This is a genomic window from Mesorhizobium sp. SP-1A, assembly GCF_032460275.1.
Classification (GTDB): Bacteria; Pseudomonadota; Alphaproteobacteria; order Rhizobiales; family Rhizobiaceae; genus Mesorhizobium.
This window is the reverse complement of record NZ_JAVXZD010000004.1, coordinates 217,895-234,339: the sequence shown is the minus strand read 5'-3', so window position 1 is coordinate 234,339 and position 16,445 is coordinate 217,895. Positions and strand designations below refer to the sequence as shown.

The window sequence follows — 16,445 nt, the reverse complement described above, 5'->3', positions numbered from 1 at the left end:
CACCATAACAGAAGATGCGGTGAACAGGATCGCCCTTGCAACCCGTTGTGGACACATCCCTCTGGCTCGCGCATAAGCGCCGCGCGCATGCACGGCCGGTGGCCGGCGCGGATTTCCTGATGCGCCGGGCGGCCGAGGATCTGGCTGACCGGCTCGGCGCCGTCGGGCGCGAGTTCGCCAGGGGAGCGGCACTGTTCTGCCAGACGCCGGATGCGGCCGGGACGATGGCGGCCAGCGGCAAAGTTTCCGAAATCCTTCGGGTCGAGGCGGACGGCGCACTCCTAGACGGCGGTCCCGGACAAGTTACCGCTTTCGAGACCGTGCCCTTCGAGCCCGAAAGCCTCGACCTGGCGGTTTCACTGCTCGCCCTGCAGGCGATGAACGACATTCCCGGCATGCTGGTCCAGATCCGCCGCGCCCTGAAGCCGGATGGCCTGTTCCTGGCCGCCATGGCCGGCGCGGGGACGCTCGCCGAACTGCGCGAAAGCCTGCTCATGGCCGAGACGGAGCTTTACGGCGGCGCCAGCCCGCGTGTCCTTCCCTTCACGGATGTGCGCGATGCCGGCGCGCTGCTCCAGCGCGCCGGCCTGGCCTTGCCCGTCGCCGACGTGGAGACGACGACCGTGCGCTATGATTCGCTTTTCGCGCTGATGGCCGACCTTCGTGCCATGGGCGAAACGAGCGCGCTGATCGACAGGCCGCGACGGCCGGCAACGCGGGCCCTGTTCGCGCGGGCCGCAGAAATCTATGCCGAACGCTTTTCCGATCCCGACGGCCGGGTCAGGGCCACATTCTCCATGGTCTGGATGTCGGGTTGGGCGCCGCATTCCTCGCAGCAGAAGCCGTTGAAGCCGGGTTCGGCCACGGTTTCGCTGACCAAAATTCTGGAAGACCGCAACAAGGGCTGACGCACTTCCGGTAAAAGCGCGAAGCGGCTTTACCGTCCGCAATTGCGTGAACATGGCGATGGGCCGTTCCCGCGTTTTCGCCGGACCGGTCCACAGACCGGCACGCCTTATTATTCGTGCATCGAAAGCGCCTGGCTGAGCCGGCTTTCGTTGCTGCCCCACAGCCACCCGATGGCGTCGCCGACCTTGCCGACCCCGCCGACGATGGTCAGCGTGATCACGGCCAGGATCAGCCCATACTCGACAGCGGTCGCCCCGTGTTCGTCTTTCAGGAACCGCTTCAGCAGCGTCATGGTCGCAACCCCCTCTTTGCGCCAGGCTAGCATCGACACATTAAGGAAGGTTAACGACGCAGGCTTAACGGACGATGAAGCCTTCAGCAATCGCCGCTTCGCCGGCCGTCATCGCTGATTATGCAGACGGAGTCCGCGGAAGGCTGCAGCACGCTGCGGCGCAGCGTATAGGTGCTTCGCCCGATCGAGCCGGTGGCCGTCATGTCGAGCCCCGGAGCGTAGGCGATGCCGCCCGGCTGGCGCATCCGGCCTTCGAGCAGCGGCGTGACGATCAGCGCCAGCGCGATTGCCGCGGACCCGAACAGCAGCGTCACGCGCAGCAGTCCCATTCCGGCATCGGCGGCCCTGAATGTCCGGGCGGGCCGGACCGCATCCCAGTCCCGCATGGCGTCGAGATCCTTGTCGAGGCTCATTCGCGTTCCCCTTGGCGAACCGCTGCGCGACGACTATCGGCGCTCGTTCAATATTTCACGGCAAGTTAAATCTTTCATTAACGCTGCCTGCGCGCAGAGCCGCGGAGCGCCTATAGCAGGTCGATCAGGAACGGGATCAGCGGCGCGTCGGCCGGCGGCATGGGATAGTCGCGCATCTGGCGCGGCCGCACCCATTTCAGCGCTTGCGCTTCCCGAGGCATCGGGATGCCGGAATAGCGCCGGCACACATAAAGCGGCATCAGCAGGTGGAAATCGTCATAGCTGTGGCTGGCGAAAGTGAGCGGCGCCAGGCAGGCCGCCTGCGTCTCGATGCCGAGTTCCTCGCGCAGTTCGCGGATCAGGCAGTCTTCCGGCGTTTCGCCCGCCTCCACCTTCCCGCCCGGAAATTCCCAGAGCCCGGCAAGCTGCTTGCCTTCCGGGCGCTGTGCGATCAGCACGCGCCCGTCCCTGTCCACCAGCGCGCAGGCGGTGACCAGCAGCAGCCGCTTACCCGTGCTCATTCGGCCTTGGCTCCCGGCGGGCGGCGATAGTGATAGCGATAGGCTTCCTCGAAGCCGAGCGAATGATACAGAGCCAGCGCCGGCGCATTGTTGGCTTCCACCTGCAGCCAGGCCTGGCGCGCGCCGCGCAGCCGTGCCCATTTCAGCGCCGACAGGATGAGCTGGCGGCCGAGTCCCTGCTTGCGCACCGCCTTGTCTGTGGCGATCTCGAACAGGCCGGCCAGGTCGCCGTCATGCACGCAGATCAGCGTCGCCAGCGGCTCGTCGCCCCGTTCCAGCGCGAACAGCCCCGCTTCGGGCTGGATGGCGCCGATGATTTCCGACAGGCCCGGACGGAGCGAGGCATCCGCATCGTGCACCTTCAGCGAAGCGGAGACGAAGCGGCTGATGTCCTTCAGCGGGATCTGGTCAATCGCGTCGTCCACGGGCGCCTGCGCCAGCGGCAGCCGCATGACCATGGATTCGTCGAACCGCGTCCAGCCTTCCGCATCCAGATGCGCCGAAAGCGCCGTTCCCGACAGGGGCGAGACGCGGAACGTCAACGGCCTGCCATACGCCTCGAAACGCCGGCCGGCGCGCGCGATCCGCTCCGGCAGATGCTGGGTGTCGTTGGGATCGAGCGGATTGACCGAGTTCAGCCGTTTCGCCGGATGGCCGGCGGTCAGCCGGATCACCCAGGTCCAGTCGTAATGCACCGCCGCCGCCGGCCAGGCCCGAAAGCCCGCCGCCTCGAAGCGGCGCACCTTCGCCAGCACGGTTGCGGGGTGGCGCGCGCCCAAGACGCTCAGCTCCTGTAGTCGCCGTTGATGGCGACATATTCCTTGGTGAGGTCGCAGGTCCACACCGTCGCCTGCCCTCGCCCCATGCCGAGATCGGCGCGGATGACGATGTCGTCGCCCTTCATGTAGGCCGAGGTCGCCTCCTCCGAATAGGCCGGGTCGCGTTCGCCCTCGTGCGCCAGCCGATGTTCGCCGAACCAGATGGAAAGGCGGTCGCGGTCTGCCGGCTCGCCCGCCTTGCCGACGGCCATGACCACGCGGCCCCAATTGGCGTCCTCGCCGGCCACCGCCGTCTTGACCAGCGGCGAATTGGCGATGGCCAGCGCCACGCGCTTGGCGGAGCGCGCGGATTTCGCGCCCGTCACCGTCACCTCGATCTGCTTGCGCGCGCCCTCGCCGTCGCGCACAACCTGCAAGGCGAGGTTCTTGAGGATCCTGCCCAGCGCGCGGCGGAACTGGGACAGCCGCGCATCCTTGGGGTCGGTGATGGCCGGCGCGCCGCGCCTGGCGGCGGCGCCCGTGGCGAAAAGCAGCAGCGTATCGCTGGTCGAGGTATCGCTGTCGACGGTGACGGCATTGAAGGTCTTGCCGACCCCGCGCGACAGGAGGTCCTGCAGCACGGGCGCGGCGATGGGCGCATCGGTAGCGACGAAGGAGAGCATCGTCGCCATGTCGGGCGCGATCATGCCCGCGCCCTTGGCAATGCCGTTGATGACCACATCCGTATCGCCGAGCTTCACCGTCGCCGTCGCCACCTTCGGATAGGTGTCGGTGGTCATGATCGCCCTGGCCGCTTCGGTCCACTGATCCGGCTTGCCGTCGCGCACGAGGCCGGAAAGCAGGTGGCTGAACTTGCCGGCGTCCAGCGGCTCGCCGATCACGCCGGTAGATGCCAGGAACACTTCGCTGGAGGAGCAGCCCGCCGCTTTTGCGGCGGATTGCCCCGTCATCGATGTCGATTCGCGACCCTTCTTGCCGGTGAAGGCGTTGGCGTTGCCGGAATTGACCACCAGCACGCGCGCCTTGCCGGCGCCAAGGTTCTGTCGGCAGAAATCGACCGGCGCAGACGGGCATTTCGACCGCGTGAACACTCCGGCCACCGTGGTGCCGGCATCGAAGGTCATGACGAGCAGATCGGTCCGGTTCTTATATTTGATGCCCGCTTCGGCCGTGGCGATGCGCACGCCTTCTACCCCCGGCATCTTCGGATATTTTTTCGGCGCGAGCGGGGAAAAGGCGACGGACATCGGGAACCTCAAAGGCTCGGGAACTGCGGAAGCAGGCACGGTTTGCCCGATAGCGCGGGGCTTCGCAAGGCGTTTTCGCCGCAAAGCGGCGTCTGTTCCATGCGGCCGGCATACGGCGCGGCAGCGACGGAGGTCGATAATGAAAAAGGGCGGCTCGCAGGCCGCCCTTTCCGCTTGAGACCTTGCGAAGGCTATTCGGCGCCCTCGGCGGAATCCACCGCCTTCTTCAGCTTCTCGTCGGGGATGTCGATCTTGGCCCCGGCGCGCAGCTCCTTGACGAGCGCGAAATACTTGTCGCGGATCACCATCGAGCGGATCTGGTCCTTGATCTGGTCAAAGGCCGGCGGCTGCTGGGTGCGCTTGTCCTCGACCTTGATGACGTGCCAGCCGAACTGCGTCTGCACCGGTTCCTTGGTGTAGGAACCCGGCTGCAGCGCAAAGGCGGCCTTCTCGAATTCCGGCACCATCTGGCCCGGGCCGAAAAAGCCGAGGTCGCCGCCATTGGTCTTGCCGCTCGGATCGCTGGTGTGCTCGTTGGCGAGCTTCTGGAAGTCGGCGCCGCCGTCGAGCTGCTTGATGATCGCCTCGGCTTCTTCCTTCGTCTTCACGAGAATGTGACGCGCATGCACCTCGTTGACCGGCGGTTGCGCGGCGATTTCCTTGTCGTAGCGGGCGCGGATCTCGGCATCGGTGATCTTGCCGACCACTTCCTTCTCGACCATTTCGCCGTGCAGGGCGCGTTCCTGCAGGAAGGCGGCGCGACGCTGGAAGCCCGGGTCCTTGTCGAGGCCGTCGGCCACCGCCTTGTCGGCCAGCACCTTGATCTCGATCGCCGCCGAAAGCGCCGCCGCGCGGCGCTGCTCGGGCGGAAGCTGCGCGAACTGGCGCGACAGCTCGCCTTCGGCGAGGGACAGGTCGGCCTCGGTGATCTGCTTGCCGTTCACCGTCGCGATCACGGCGTTGGGATCGACAGGCGCGGCGGGAGCGGCGCTTTCTGCGGGTGCGGCGGGCTTCGCTTCTTCGGCCGCCAGCGGCGACAGCGCGAAGACCGACAGGCCGAGGGTCAGCCCGAGGCTGGCGAGCGACGCGCGGCGGAACATCAAGGGCATGTAACTTCTCCAGTGGGGACGGGTGGTGCCTTCAGATCAGCCTGAATGTGGCGGAATTTGGCGCGCCCAGCGGGCTCGACGCAGCGTTGACATCGATTGTGACCCCTCTTATCTGTCCAAGGACCTTGCGTCCAGAACCGTTTTTTGGGCGCTTTTTGGTGTTTCATTCGTTCATGGCGGATTTGCCGCGCCGGCAGATGGCTGTCGTGATGACGTGGATTGCAATTCGAAAGGGCCATTGATGGTCAGTTTTGGCGGTTTCGCCCGTAAGGTTTTCGGCTCCGCAAACGATCGACGCGTAAAAGCGACACGTCCCCGCGTCGAGGCGATCAACGCCATGGAAAACGAGATGCAGGCGCTTTCCGACGCCGATCTCGCCGCCCGCACCGAGAAATTCCGCCAGGACATCGCCAACGGCGCCTCGCTGGACGACCTGCTGGTCCCCGCCTTCGCCACCGTGCGCGAGGCGGCGCGGCGCGTGCTGGGCATGCGTCCCTTCGACGTGCAGCTGGTCGGCGGCATGGTGCTTCATAATGGCGGCATCGCCGAGATGCGCACCGGCGAAGGCAAGACGCTGGTCGCCACCGCGCCGGTCTATCTCAACGCATTGGCCGGCAACGGCGTGCATGTCGTTACCGTGAACGACTACCTGGCCAAGCGCGACGCCGAGTGGATGGGGCGCATCTACAAGTTCCTGGGCTTGAGCGTCGGCATCATCGTGCACGGCCTGGACGACGAGGAAAGGCGCGACGCCTACAATTGCGACATCACCTACGCCACCAACAACGAGCTCGGCTTCGATTATTTGCGCGACAACATGAAGTACGAGCGCGCGCAGATGGTGCAGCGCGGGCATAACTACGCCATCGTCGACGAGGTCGACTCCATCCTGATCGACGAGGCGCGCACGCCGCTCATCATCTCCGGTCCGCTCGAGGACCGCTCGGACATGTACAATACCGTCGACGCCTTCATCGTGCAGTTGAAGCCCGAGGACTACGAGGTCGACGAGAAGCAGAAGACCGCGATCTTCACCGAGGACGGCACCGAGAAGGTGGAGAACATGCTGCGCGGCGCCGGCCTGCTCAAGGGCGAGTCGCTCTACGACGTCGAGAACGTCGCCATGGTCCATCACGTGAACAATGCGCTGAAGGCGCACCGCCTGTTCCAGCGTGACAAGGACTACATCGTGCGCAACGGCGAGATCGTCATCATCGACGAGTTCACCGGCCGCATGATGCCCGGCCGCCGCTATTCGGAAGGCCTGCACCAGGCGCTCGAAGCCAAGGAGCACGTGCAGATCCAGCCGGAGAACCAGACGCTGGCCTCCGTGACCTTCCAGAACTATTTCCGCATGTACAAGAAGCTGTCCGGCATGACCGGCACGGCGCTGACCGAGGCCGAGGAGTTCGGCAACATCTACGGCCTCGAAGTGACCGAGATCCCGACCAACCTTCCGGTGAAGCGCATCGACGAGGACGACGAGGTCTACCGCACGGTCGAGGAGAAGTACCGGGCGATCGTCAAGGAGATCAAGGAGGCGCGCGCCAAGGGCCAGCCGATCCTGGTCGGCACCACCTCGATCGAGAAATCGGAGCAATTGGCCGAGCTGCTGCGCAAGGAGGGGCTGAAGGACTTCGAGGTGCTGAACGCCCGCCACCACGAGCGTGAGGCGGCCATCGTCGCCCAGGCCGGCAAGCCCGGAGCGATCACCATCGCCACCAACATGGCCGGCCGCGGCACCGACATCCAGCTCGGCGGCAATGCCGACATGCGCATCGCCGAGGAACTGGCCGACATGCCGGCTGGCCCCGAGCGCGAGGCGCGCGAGCAAGCCATCCGCGACGACGTCGCCCGGCTGAAGGAGCAGGCGCTGGCCGCCGGCGGCCTCTACGTGCTGGCCACCGAACGCCATGAATCGCGCCGCATCGACAACCAGCTTCGCGGCCGCTCGGGCCGTCAGGGCGACCCTGGCCGCTCGAAATTCTACCTGTCCCTGCAGGACGACCTGATGCGCATCTTCGGCTCCGAGCGCATGGACGGCATGCTGCAGAAGCTCGGCCTGAAGGAAAACGAGGCCATCATCCATCCCTGGATCAACAAGGCGCTGGAAAAGGCACAGACGAAGGTCGAGGCGCGCAATTTCGACATCCGCAAGAACCTGCTGAAGTACGACGACGTCTCCAACGACCAGCGCAAGGTGGTGTTCGAGCAGCGCATCGAACTGATGGATGGCGAAGGGCTTTCCGAAACCGTCGCGGAAATGCGCGAAGGCGTGATCGAGGAGATCGTCGCCAAGGCGATCCCCGAGAACGCGTTCGCCGAACAATGGGACGTGGCCGGGCTGAAGAACGACGTCCAGCAATTCCTCAACCTCGACCTGCCCGTCGACGAATGGGCGAAGGAAGAGGGCATCGCCGAGGACGATATCCGCGAGCGTATCTCTGAGGCCGCCGAGGTGGCCGCCAAGGACCGCGCCGGGCGTTTCGGGCCCGATGTCACGGCCTATGTCGAGCGTTCCGTGCTGCTCCAGACCCTCGACCATCTGTGGCGCGAGCACATCGTCAATCTCGACCACCTGCGCTCGGTGGTCGGCTTCCGCGGCTACGCACAGCGCGACCCGTTGCAGGAATACAAGGGCGAGGCCTTCGAGCTGTTCCAGGCGATGCTCGGCAATTTGCGCCAGGCGGTCACGGCCCAGCTCATGCGGGTCGAACTGGTCCGCGAGGCGGCCGACGCGCCTCCGCTCCAGGCTCCGGAAGCCTACGGCCAGCACATCGACGCCACGACCGGCGAGGACGATTTTGGCGCCACCATGGCGGTGCTGGAGGACACGCGCGTCGTGCCGACCGAGCAACGCGATCCGAACAATCCCGCCACCTGGGGCAAGGTCGGCCGCAACGAGGCCTGCCCTTGCGGTTCCGGCAAGAAGTACAAGCACTGTCACGGCGCCTTCGCCTGAGGCGAGGCGCCGGACCGGCACCCGGCCTCGCGGAACGTTCCGATCTCCGGACATGAGCTGTGCGAAACCGGAGCAGGTTTTCGCCGATACCGGAGTGGGCGTCGAAAGGCGGACCTATTCCGTCTTCGGCGACGAGAACTGCATCGTGAAGATGTTGCCGGCCATGCCGCCGGCCAGTTTAGGCCCGAAGGAAAGCGGCAGGCAGCTTTGAAGCGCGTCTATCGCCGCCTGCACGAACTGCTTCTGCTTTTTCTCGTCGCCGGCGACCTTGACGCCGCTGGCCATCGGCGGCCCCATCAGCGTTCCATCGCGCTTGAAGCTGAACCGCAGCGTCACCGAGGAGCCGTTGCTGTCCGCCGGCGGCGACCAGCATTTCTGGATGGCCGCCCCCACCTCATCCATCGAATTCAGCGTTTCGGCGGCCGACGCCGCGCCTGCAAGCCCGACGACGATGGTCGCAGCGGCAATGATGGATACATGGTTCATTTCAGCTATCCCCGGTCGTAGTGGCACGAACCCGGAAATTCTGGGTCCGGCGGTTCGATCATGCAACCCATTTGTGCCAGCACCGCGCGGGTCGGCCGGCCGGCGGCGGCGCCGTATGAGCGTCCGCGATCGTGCGTCCAACCGTTTCTTAAGGTGTTGAGCCTAGACGGTGGTGGGATTCGAGCGGAAGACGGGAGTTGATCGTGCGCTTTTCCGCCGCGGCGACAGCAGGGCGGCTCGCGCCCTGGAATGCGGTGCCCTGGGCGCCGTTTTCGCCCGTTGCCGCCAAGACATCGCCTCTCTCGCCCTCGAGAGCCGGCTGATGGCCGCTGTCCCCCTGATAGAGGAGACCAGCGGCGGCCCTGCCGGCACGCTGATGTCCGGCTTCGCCGATTTTGCGCCTTCGGCCGCCGAGCTTGCCGAACTGGAATTGAAGGCGGGCAACCGCCCCGAGCGCAAGCTGGCGGTCTATGCCGCCTCCGCCGGCTTCGATCTCGTCGGGGAACTCGACCATCTCTGCACCCGCACGGTGGAGCCGAACGTGTTCTTCAATCCGCGTTTCCTGGCGCCCGCCATGCCGCGCCTGGAAGACCGCGAGGTGCGGCTTGCGGTGATCCGCGACGGCAGCGAATACCGCAGCCGGCTGCGCCTGCTCCTGCCCTTCTCAGTGGAACGCCCGAGCCTGCCGCTCGGCACGCCGATCATGCGCTCCTGGTCGAGCCCGTTCGGGCCGCTCGGCACCCCGCTGGCGGATCGCGACGATCCCATCGGGGTCCTGGAAGATTTCTTCACCATGCTGGCCAGGCCGCATTTGAAGCTTCCCAAAGTATTCGTGCTGCCCGACATGCGGCTGGATGGCCCGATGGCCGGCGTCCTGCGCGCGCTGGCCGAGGCGCGCAACCTGCCTCTCGTCGTCACCGGACAGAACGAGAGGCCGGTGCTGCGCAGCGATCTGGACGGCGAAACCTACCTGAAGAACTCGCTGCGCCCTCACCATTATCGCGAATTCCGGCGCCTGAAGCGCCGCCTGGCGGAGTCCGGGCCCCTCGAACACAGGGTCGCGCGCAGCCAGGAGGACATCCGGCAGGGCATCGAGGCGTTTCTCACGCTCGAAGCGGCCGGCTGGAAGGGCCGCGAGCGCACCGCGATGGCCATAGACCGCTACCGCGCCGCCTTCGCGCGTGAGGCCGTGCACCGCATGGCCGAGCTGGACATGTGCCGCATCCACACGCTGACGCTGTCCGGGCGGCCGATCGCCAGCCTCGTGGTCTTCGTCGAAAGCGGCTGCGCCTATACCTGGAAGACGGCCTATGACGAGACGCTGTCCGCCTTCTCGCCGGGCACGCTGCTGATGATCGAGGTGACGAAGCAGCATCTCGAAGACCCCAACATCGTCATGACGGATTCCTGCGCGGTGCCCGACCACCCGGTCATGAGCCGCCTCTGGTCCGAGCGCCAGCCGATGGGAACCCTCGTCGTCGGCCTGACGCCCGATTCCAGCCGCCTGGCGGCGCAGGCCGCCTCACAGCTTCATCTCTACCGGGAAACCCGCAACATGGCACGCATCCTGCGCGACAGGATCAGAAATCTTCTGAAGCGGGATTGAGCCCGCCTGCACGGCAGGCGGGTCTTTGACCAAGCCGTCAAACAGCCTGACGCAGCAGGCATTCTGACAAACCTGTTGCCCTGCTCCGGCCTGGCTTCTCCAGCCGCATTCGCAATGCCAGACGAATTCCGGCAGGTTGCAAATGCTTTAGTTGTTCTCCGGCGCGGTCTCTGCCGCGTAGCAGAGCCGGACGATTTTCCAGATCATCGCCAACGTCGGAACGGTCATAGCCGCGGCCAACCCGATTTGCAGGCTGGATCCCAGCCCCGCCATCGACGAGATGACCCAGTGCACCGCGCCCAGAACCACGAGAAGCTTGATGGAAAGAAAACTCGCCGCCGCGGCCACGCCGAACAGCGAGTAGGTTGTAAGTGTCGGTTTCATATGCACGTCCAGCATTGCGCGCCCGCTCGAGACGGCGCGCGCGTAAATCGGAATTGTGGAGGGACGGGCCCGGCGTGTGCCGAGCTAAGCGGCGGCCCGTGGCGGACCGCGGGCGAGATGACGGACGCGCGCTACCGGAACGAAGCCGGCAGGCATCCGCTCGAGATAGGCGGCAGCCTGTTCTGGCACCCGCAGGAATGGCGGTCGCGGCGCAAGCGCGCCGGACGCCGGCGGAACGTGGAACTGGGGCCGGCCGGCCCGGGCGCTGTCAGCCACCGCATTTGCCGGCTTGCCGGTCAGCGCGAACTTCAGATCGGCTTTGGCAGCCGAGACATGCGGCGAACCGTCATAGGCCCGGCTCCAGCCGCCGACATCCGCGTGCTGCGAGAACAGGAGCACCAGGACAAGGCAAAGCAGCCGGCCCGCGAATGCCGCCGCCTCTGCCATCCTGTTTGCACCTGTCGTCATGCCGCCATCGCTACGCCAGCAGGTGGCGAGGCGCAAGCTCGGCACCCGCGCTGTCTGGCGCGCTGCAACACGGAAAGGTTGATGGAGATCATGCCCGGTAAGCCATTGGTGCCCCTAGCCGGGATCGAACCAGCACTCCTTGCGGAACTCGATTTTGAGTCGAGCGCGTCTACCAATTCCGCCATAGGGGCACGGACCGGGCGGTCCGGATGGGCGCGGACTATACGGCGGCGGGCTGGTTCGTCAACAGGCGCCTTGCCCGTTGGAGATCGAAAAATCCGGCGATGCGCCCTTTTCGGCTCCGCGCCGCCATTGTCCCGCCAAAGAAATCTTTCTACACAACAGCGCTGGAAAAGAGGGCGGTATGCTTCGCGGACTTTACGACTGGACCTTGTCGCTGGCGGCGCGGAAATCCGCCGAATGGTGGCTGGCCTTCATCGCCTTCGTGGAAAGCTCGGTGTTCCTCGTTCCGGCCGACGTGCTCTACCTGCCGATGGCCCTGTCCAGGCCCGATCGCGCCTATCGCTACGCGCTGGTCGCCACGGTGGCCTCCGTGCTGGGCGGCATCGCCGGATGGTTCATCGGGCACTACGCCTACGAGGCCGTCGCCAAGCCGGTGCTGGAATTCTACGGCAAGTACGACGAGTTCGAGGCGTTGCGGACCTCTTCTGGCATCGGCTTCATCATTTTGATGCTGATAACCTCCGGTGCCGCCCACCTGCCGCCGATCAAGGTGGTTACCATTCTTTCGGGCGTCATCGGCGTCAGCCTGCCGCTGTTCATCGTGCTGGCCATCGTGGCGCGGGGCGGGCGTTTCCTGCTGCTTGCATGGCTGCTGCGCCGCTATGGCGTGCAGATACGCGACTTCATCGAAAAACGCCTCGGCCTGATTGCCGGCGCGGCGGCAGCCGTGCTGATCGCGCTGTATTTCGCGGTCAGATATGCCACTGCCTGAGCAGAGGCGGCCGTGACAACGAAAAGGACCTGACAGCCATGGCAGCCACGATGACCGATTCAGTATCCGGCCGCCGCCGCATGGCGATCGCCATCTTCCTTGCGGTCGCCATGGGCGCGACGGTCGGCGCCGCGCTCGGCTTCCAGTACATAGGCGGCTATCTTCCCTGCAAGCTCTGCTACGAGCAGCGCATCCCGTACTATGTCGGCGCGCCGCTGATGCTGGTGGCGGCGGCCGCAGCGGCGATGCGCGCGCCCGGGTGGATCGTGCGCGGCCTGCTCGCCGTCGGCGGCCTGCTGATGGTCTACGGTCTCTATCTCGGTGTCTTCCATTCCGGCGTCGAATGGGGCTGGTGGCCCGGCCCGACGGACTGCACCGACATCGCCGGGCCCGTGAACACCGGCGGCAACGGCATCCTGGACTCGCTCGACAAGTTCGTGCCGCCGTCCTGCGACAAGGCGGCGCTGCGTATCCTCGGCCTGTCGATGGCCGGCTGGAACGCCATCGCCAGCCTGATTCTGGCCGCCGTGGCCTTCCGCGGCGCGCTGGCCCGCGACTGATCGGCCGCACCGGGTCAAACCGACCCAAGAACTCGGCTGGCCGAGTTGCATGGCGAATTTGCGAGAACCGGAGCGGAGCGTACTTGCGGTAGGTGAGCACCGGAAGCGCGGCAAACCGCGGCAAGCGTCCGGCATGGCGGGTTTTGGCCGAACCCTACGGTTCGAGTTCGACATCCCAGTAGAGGTAATCCATCCAGCTTTCATGCAGATGGTTCGGCGGGAACAGGCGGCCGTTGTTGTGCAGGTCCTGCACGGTCGGCTGGTAGGGCTTTTGGCGCGGCCACATCTTGGCATGGGCAGGCATCAGTCCGCCTTTGCGCAGGTTGCAGGGGGAACAGGCTGCCACCACATTGTCCCACGTCGTCGCCCCGCCGCAACGACGCGGGACGACGTGGTCGAAGGTGAGGTCCTCCGTCGTGCCGCAATACTGGCATTGGAAACGGTCGCGCAGGAACACGTTGAAGCGCGTGAAGGCCGGATGCCGCGACGGCTTCACATAGGTCTTGAGCGAAACCACGCTCGGCAATTTCATCGAGAAGGTCGGCGAGGAGACGGCGTGCTCGTATTCGGCGACGATGTTGACCCGGTCGAGGAACACGGCCTTGATGGCGTCCTGCCACGACCACAGCGACAGGGGGTAATAGCTGAGCGGGCGGTAATCCGCGTTCAGCACCAGTGCTGGAAGCCCATCTGCGGAGACGGCAACCGTCACGTTCCTGATCTCCTTGTGTCGTGACCCGAACGGCGCGGATACTGTAAGCCCGACATGACAGGCATGTGAAGCGGTTTGGTAGCCACACTGGACGCCAAAAATACATGATTTTCAGGCTTTTTTGGGCCTTAACCGGGCATTGCGATCTCGCGGCCCTTCCATTCGCGGTAATAGGCCCAGAAAAGCCGCGATGCCACGCCCCGCCAGGGGCTCCATGATTCGGCCAGGCCGACCAGCATCTTTTCCGGCGGACGCGGCTCGATGCCCAGCGCATGGCCCACCGCGCTCTGCAGCGCCACGTCCCGCGCCGGGAAGACGTCGGGGTGGCCGGCGGCGAAAAGCAGGTAGCACTCGGCCGTCCAAAGGCCGATGCCGGGAACGACGGTCAGCGCCGCGATCGCCTCCGCGGCATCGAGCGAGCAAAGATGGTCGAGGTCGAGCCCCTCGCCCACCGCCTGCGCCGCACCCGTCAAAGCCCTTATCTTCGGCCGCGAAAGCCCGGCGGCCCGGAACACGTCCTCGCCGGCGGCCAGCACCGCCTCCGGCGTGAGCGGGTCGAGCAGCGCCGTCAGCCGCCCGAAGATGGCATCGGCGCTGGCGCGCGACACCTGCTGCGCGACGACGATCGAGGCCAGGCTCTCGAAGCCGGGGCGCGAAAGCCGGAGCGGCACCTCGCCGGCGCGGCTGCGCACCGCCGCCAGACGCGGATCGAGCTCGCACAGCGCGTCGAGCCCTCGCGAAATATCCTGGAGCGTTGCGATGCGCTGCATGGCCTGCTTGTTCCCGAAACGCAGGCAGGGTAGCAATCGGCGAACGCGCCGCACAACCCGAATGCCGCCGCAGCCATGGATCTCCTGACATTCCGCTTCGCGCCGAGCCCGAACGGCGAACTCCATCTCGGCCACGCCTATTCGGCATTGCTCAACCAGGACATGGCGCGTGCCAACGGCGGCCGCCTGCTGCTGCGCATCGAGGACATCGACACCCTGCGCTGCACGCCGGAATTCGAGGCCGGCATCTGTCGCGACCTCGAATGGCTGGGCCTCGAGTGGGAAAAGCCGGTGCGGCGGCAGTCGGAGCATTTCGACACCTACCGTGCCGCGCTCGACCGGCTGATCGCCGAGGAGCTGGTCTATCCCGCCTTCATGAGCCGCGGCGAGATCCGCGCCCTTATCGCCGACGGCGAGCGGCGGGGCCGCGATTGGCCGCGCGATCCGGACGGCGTGCCGCTCTATCCGGCCATCGACAAGAACCTCTCGAGCGAGGACCGCAAGCGGCGCATCGGCGAAGGGGCTCCCTTCGCCTGGCGCCTCGACATGGCGGCGGCGACGGCGCGCACGCGGCAGGAACTGGCATGGACGGAAATCATCGACGCTGCGCTTTCTTCCTCCCGCGAGATTGCCGCGCGACCGCAGGACTGGGGCGACGTGATCGTCGCACGCCGCGAAATCCCGACCAGTTATCACCTTTCGGTCGTGCTGGACGACGCCTTGCAGGAGGTCAGCCACGTCGTGCGCGGCATGGACCTCTTCGCCGCCACCGGCGTGCAACGCCTGCTGCAGGACCTGCTCGGCCTGCCGCAGCCACGCTATTTCCACCATCCGCTGATCCTGGGACCGGACGGGCGCAAATTGTCGAAGAGCTTTGCCGACACCGGCCTTTCGGCGCTGCGCGCGGCCGGTGCCACTCCAAGCGACATCCGGCGGATGGTTGGTCTCTAGCGCCTTGCGAGACCGGCCTTCAGCAGCGCCACGACGCTGAACAGGGCCAACGCGCCGCCGAAACCGCAGCCCGCGACCAGTTTCACGTCCTCGAAATCCATCCTTTGCAGATGCGCGATATAAAGCGCGCCCACAAAGCCGACAACGAACAGCATGGCATTTCCGGTGGGGCCGAAGCCGCCTTCATGCATGACGGCATCCATCATCATGCCGAAGAAGAAGGCGACGGCAGCGACCGCGACAAAACCGAAGCAAAGCACGATGGGATCGATATCCGGCAGCATCACGATTCCCTTTCGAAACCGCAGTACCGTTCAATTCACGTGAATCTATGGGTCAGCCATTTCATTTTGCTTGCGAAAATAAATGGCTTTAGAGCAATCGAGGCTGCAGATCATACACCAGGCGGCGGGTTCCCAGCGCAATGCATCATTTCAAGCAGTTCCTGCCGGCCGCTTTCGTCGTGCTCTGGGCCACCGGCTTCATCGGCGCCCGCTATGCCATGCCCTGGGCGGAGCCCTTCACCTTCCTGGCCGTGCGCTTCGTGCTGGCGGCGCTGCTGTTTGCCGCGATCGTGCTTGCGACCGGATCGCAATGGGCTCGGCGCGGCCAGGCCCTGCACGCCATGATCGCCGGCATCCTGATGCACGGCATCTATCTCGGCGGCGTGTTCTGGGCGATCCATCGCGGCATGCCGGCGGGCTTGTCGGCGCTGATCGTCGGCCTGCAGCCGCTGATAACGGCCGTGATCGCCGGCACGCTGCTGGGCGAAACCTTGCTGCCGCGCCATTGGCTGGGGCTGGCCGCCGGCTTTGCCGGCGTCGTCGTCGTGCTGTGGCCGAAGCTCGGCACCCTCGGCGGGGGCGTTACGACCGCCACCCTCGCCGCGTCCGTCGTCGCGGTGCTGGGCATGAGCGTCGGCACCATTTGGCAGAAGCGCTTCGCCTCCGGCGGCAATCTGGTGGCGGTGACGCTCTGGCAATATGTCGGCGGCGCGGCCGTCATGACGCTGGCCTCGCTCGCTTTCGAAACACGCACCGTCATCGTCAATGGCGAACTGATATTCGCCTTCGCCTGGCTGGTGCTGGTGCTGTCGGTGGGCGCCATCTTCCTGCTGATGGTCATGATCCGCGAAGGCGAGATATCGAAGGTCGCCTCGCTGTTCTATCTGGTGCCGGCGGCGACGGCATTGATGGCCTGGGCGCTGTTCGGCGAGCAGCTGACCCTTGTCCAGATCGCCGGCATGGCGATCACCACGTTCGGCGTCGGCCTTGCCACCGCGCAGGGTCCGTCCCGGACCTCGGTCCTGCGGGCGAGGTGA

General features: G+C 65.8%; 19 protein-coding genes and 1 tRNA gene. 7 read left to right on the top strand and 13 right to left on the bottom strand.

Features of this window, described 5'->3' with window-relative positions; translation table 11 throughout:
- Positions 1-35: 35 nt before the first annotated feature.
- On the top strand, positions 36-908 hold the full coding sequence (locus tag QU595_RS19510) for a methyltransferase domain-containing protein (protein ID WP_315924962.1): 873 nt from the start codon (positions 36-38) through the stop codon (positions 906-908).
- Between the two features lie 110 nt (positions 909-1,018).
- On the opposite strand, the gene QU595_RS19505 is transcribed toward QU595_RS19510, so the two are convergent.
- The 6 genes from QU595_RS19505 to QU595_RS19480 all read right to left on the bottom strand — a co-directional run bounded on the left by QU595_RS19505 (position 1,019) and on the right by QU595_RS19480 (position 5,270).
- Complete coding sequence (locus QU595_RS19505) at positions 1,019-1,201, bottom strand: Flp family type IVb pilin (protein ID WP_315924960.1); 183 nt, start codon at positions 1,199-1,201, stop codon at positions 1,019-1,021.
- Between the two features lie 83 nt (positions 1,202-1,284).
- Positions 1,285-1,614, bottom strand: a complete 330-nt coding sequence (locus QU595_RS19500) for a hypothetical protein (protein WP_315924958.1) — start codon at positions 1,612-1,614, stop codon at positions 1,285-1,287.
- A 110-nt stretch (positions 1,615-1,724) separates the two neighbouring features.
- Entirely contained in the window at positions 1,725-2,135 is a 411-nt protein-coding gene (gene mutT / locus QU595_RS19495) for an 8-oxo-dGTP diphosphatase MutT (RefSeq protein WP_315924957.1), read from the bottom strand.
- Complete coding sequence (locus QU595_RS19490; protein WP_315924955.1) at positions 2,132-2,914, bottom strand: GNAT family N-acetyltransferase; 783 nt, start codon at positions 2,912-2,914, stop codon at positions 2,132-2,134. The genes mutT and QU595_RS19490 overlap by 4 nt, the downstream gene beginning before the upstream one ends.
- Positions 2,915-2,919: 5 nt before the next feature.
- Positions 2,920-4,161 carry a bifunctional glutamate N-acetyltransferase/amino-acid acetyltransferase ArgJ gene (gene argJ / locus QU595_RS19485; protein ID WP_315924953.1) on the bottom strand — a complete coding sequence of 414 codons (1,242 nt, stop codon included), beginning with the start codon at positions 4,159-4,161 and terminating at the stop codon, positions 2,920-2,922.
- 191 nt (positions 4,162-4,352) lie between these two features.
- Complete coding sequence (locus QU595_RS19480; protein WP_315924951.1) at positions 4,353-5,270, bottom strand: peptidylprolyl isomerase; 918 nt, start codon at positions 5,268-5,270, stop codon at positions 4,353-4,355.
- Positions 5,271-5,511: 241 nt separating this feature from the next.
- Between QU595_RS19480 and secA the strand changes: the two genes are divergently transcribed.
- Positions 5,512-8,232, top strand: a complete 2,721-nt coding sequence (gene secA / locus QU595_RS19475; RefSeq protein ID WP_315924949.1) for a preprotein translocase subunit SecA — start codon at positions 5,512-5,514, stop codon at positions 8,230-8,232.
- Between the two features lie 114 nt (positions 8,233-8,346).
- Here the strand turns inward: secA and QU595_RS19470 are convergent, their stop codons facing one another.
- Positions 8,347-8,718 carry a hypothetical protein gene (locus tag QU595_RS19470; RefSeq protein WP_315924947.1) on the bottom strand — a complete coding sequence of 124 codons (372 nt, stop codon included), beginning with the start codon at positions 8,716-8,718 and terminating at the stop codon, positions 8,347-8,349.
- Positions 8,719-9,040: 322 nt separating this feature from the next.
- Between QU595_RS19470 and QU595_RS19465 the strand changes: the two genes are divergently transcribed.
- Positions 9,041-10,324: a GNAT family N-acetyltransferase gene (locus tag QU595_RS19465; protein ID WP_315924945.1), complete on the top strand. Its 1,284-nt coding sequence runs from the start codon at positions 9,041-9,043 to the stop codon at positions 10,322-10,324.
- 147 nt (positions 10,325-10,471) lie between these two features.
- Here QU595_RS19465 and QU595_RS19460 read toward each other — a convergent pair whose 3' ends face one another.
- From QU595_RS19460 to QU595_RS19450, 3 genes are all read right to left on the bottom strand, one after another.
- Positions 10,472-10,708 (bottom strand): hypothetical protein, encoded by a 237-nt coding sequence (locus tag QU595_RS19460; RefSeq protein WP_315924943.1) that lies wholly within the window; start codon positions 10,706-10,708, stop codon positions 10,472-10,474.
- Positions 10,709-10,792: 84 nt separating this feature from the next.
- Complete coding sequence (locus tag QU595_RS19455) at positions 10,793-11,176, bottom strand: hypothetical protein (protein WP_315924941.1); 384 nt, start codon at positions 11,174-11,176, stop codon at positions 10,793-10,795.
- Between the two features lie 106 nt (positions 11,177-11,282).
- Positions 11,283-11,367: transfer RNA gene (locus QU595_RS19450), tRNA-Leu, on the bottom strand.
- Positions 11,368-11,540: 173 nt separating this feature from the next.
- Between QU595_RS19450 and QU595_RS19445 the strand changes: the two genes are divergently transcribed.
- On the top strand, positions 11,541-12,131 hold the full coding sequence (locus QU595_RS19445; protein WP_315924939.1) for a YqaA family protein: 591 nt from the start codon (positions 11,541-11,543) through the stop codon (positions 12,129-12,131).
- Positions 12,132-12,169: 38 nt separating this feature from the next.
- Entirely contained in the window at positions 12,170-12,691 is a 522-nt protein-coding gene (locus QU595_RS19440) for a disulfide bond formation protein B (RefSeq protein ID WP_315924937.1), read from the top strand.
- 154 nt (positions 12,692-12,845) lie between these two features.
- Here QU595_RS19440 and QU595_RS19435 read toward each other — a convergent pair whose 3' ends face one another.
- Both QU595_RS19435 and QU595_RS19430 read right to left on the bottom strand, forming a co-directional pair.
- Entirely contained in the window at positions 12,846-13,403 is a 558-nt protein-coding gene (locus tag QU595_RS19435) for an HNH endonuclease (RefSeq protein ID WP_315924935.1), read from the bottom strand.
- A 128-nt stretch (positions 13,404-13,531) separates the two neighbouring features.
- On the bottom strand, positions 13,532-14,173 hold the full coding sequence (locus QU595_RS19430; protein ID WP_315924934.1) for a DNA-3-methyladenine glycosylase: 642 nt from the start codon (positions 14,171-14,173) through the stop codon (positions 13,532-13,534).
- Positions 14,174-14,248: 75 nt separating this feature from the next.
- Between QU595_RS19430 and gluQRS the strand changes: the two genes are divergently transcribed.
- Positions 14,249-15,124: a tRNA glutamyl-Q(34) synthetase GluQRS gene (gene gluQRS / locus QU595_RS19425; RefSeq protein WP_315924932.1), complete on the top strand. Its 876-nt coding sequence runs from the start codon at positions 14,249-14,251 to the stop codon at positions 15,122-15,124.
- On the opposite strand, the gene QU595_RS19420 is transcribed toward gluQRS, so the two are convergent.
- Positions 15,121-15,408, bottom strand: coding sequence for a hypothetical protein (locus QU595_RS19420; RefSeq protein WP_315924930.1), 288 nt, complete (start codon positions 15,406-15,408; stop codon positions 15,121-15,123). The two genes, gluQRS and QU595_RS19420, sit on opposite strands and share 4 nt — an antisense overlap.
- Positions 15,409-15,548: 140 nt before the next feature.
- Between QU595_RS19420 and QU595_RS19415 the strand changes: the two genes are divergently transcribed.
- Positions 15,549-16,445, top strand: a complete 897-nt coding sequence (locus tag QU595_RS19415) for a DMT family transporter (RefSeq protein WP_315924928.1) — start codon at positions 15,549-15,551, stop codon at positions 16,443-16,445.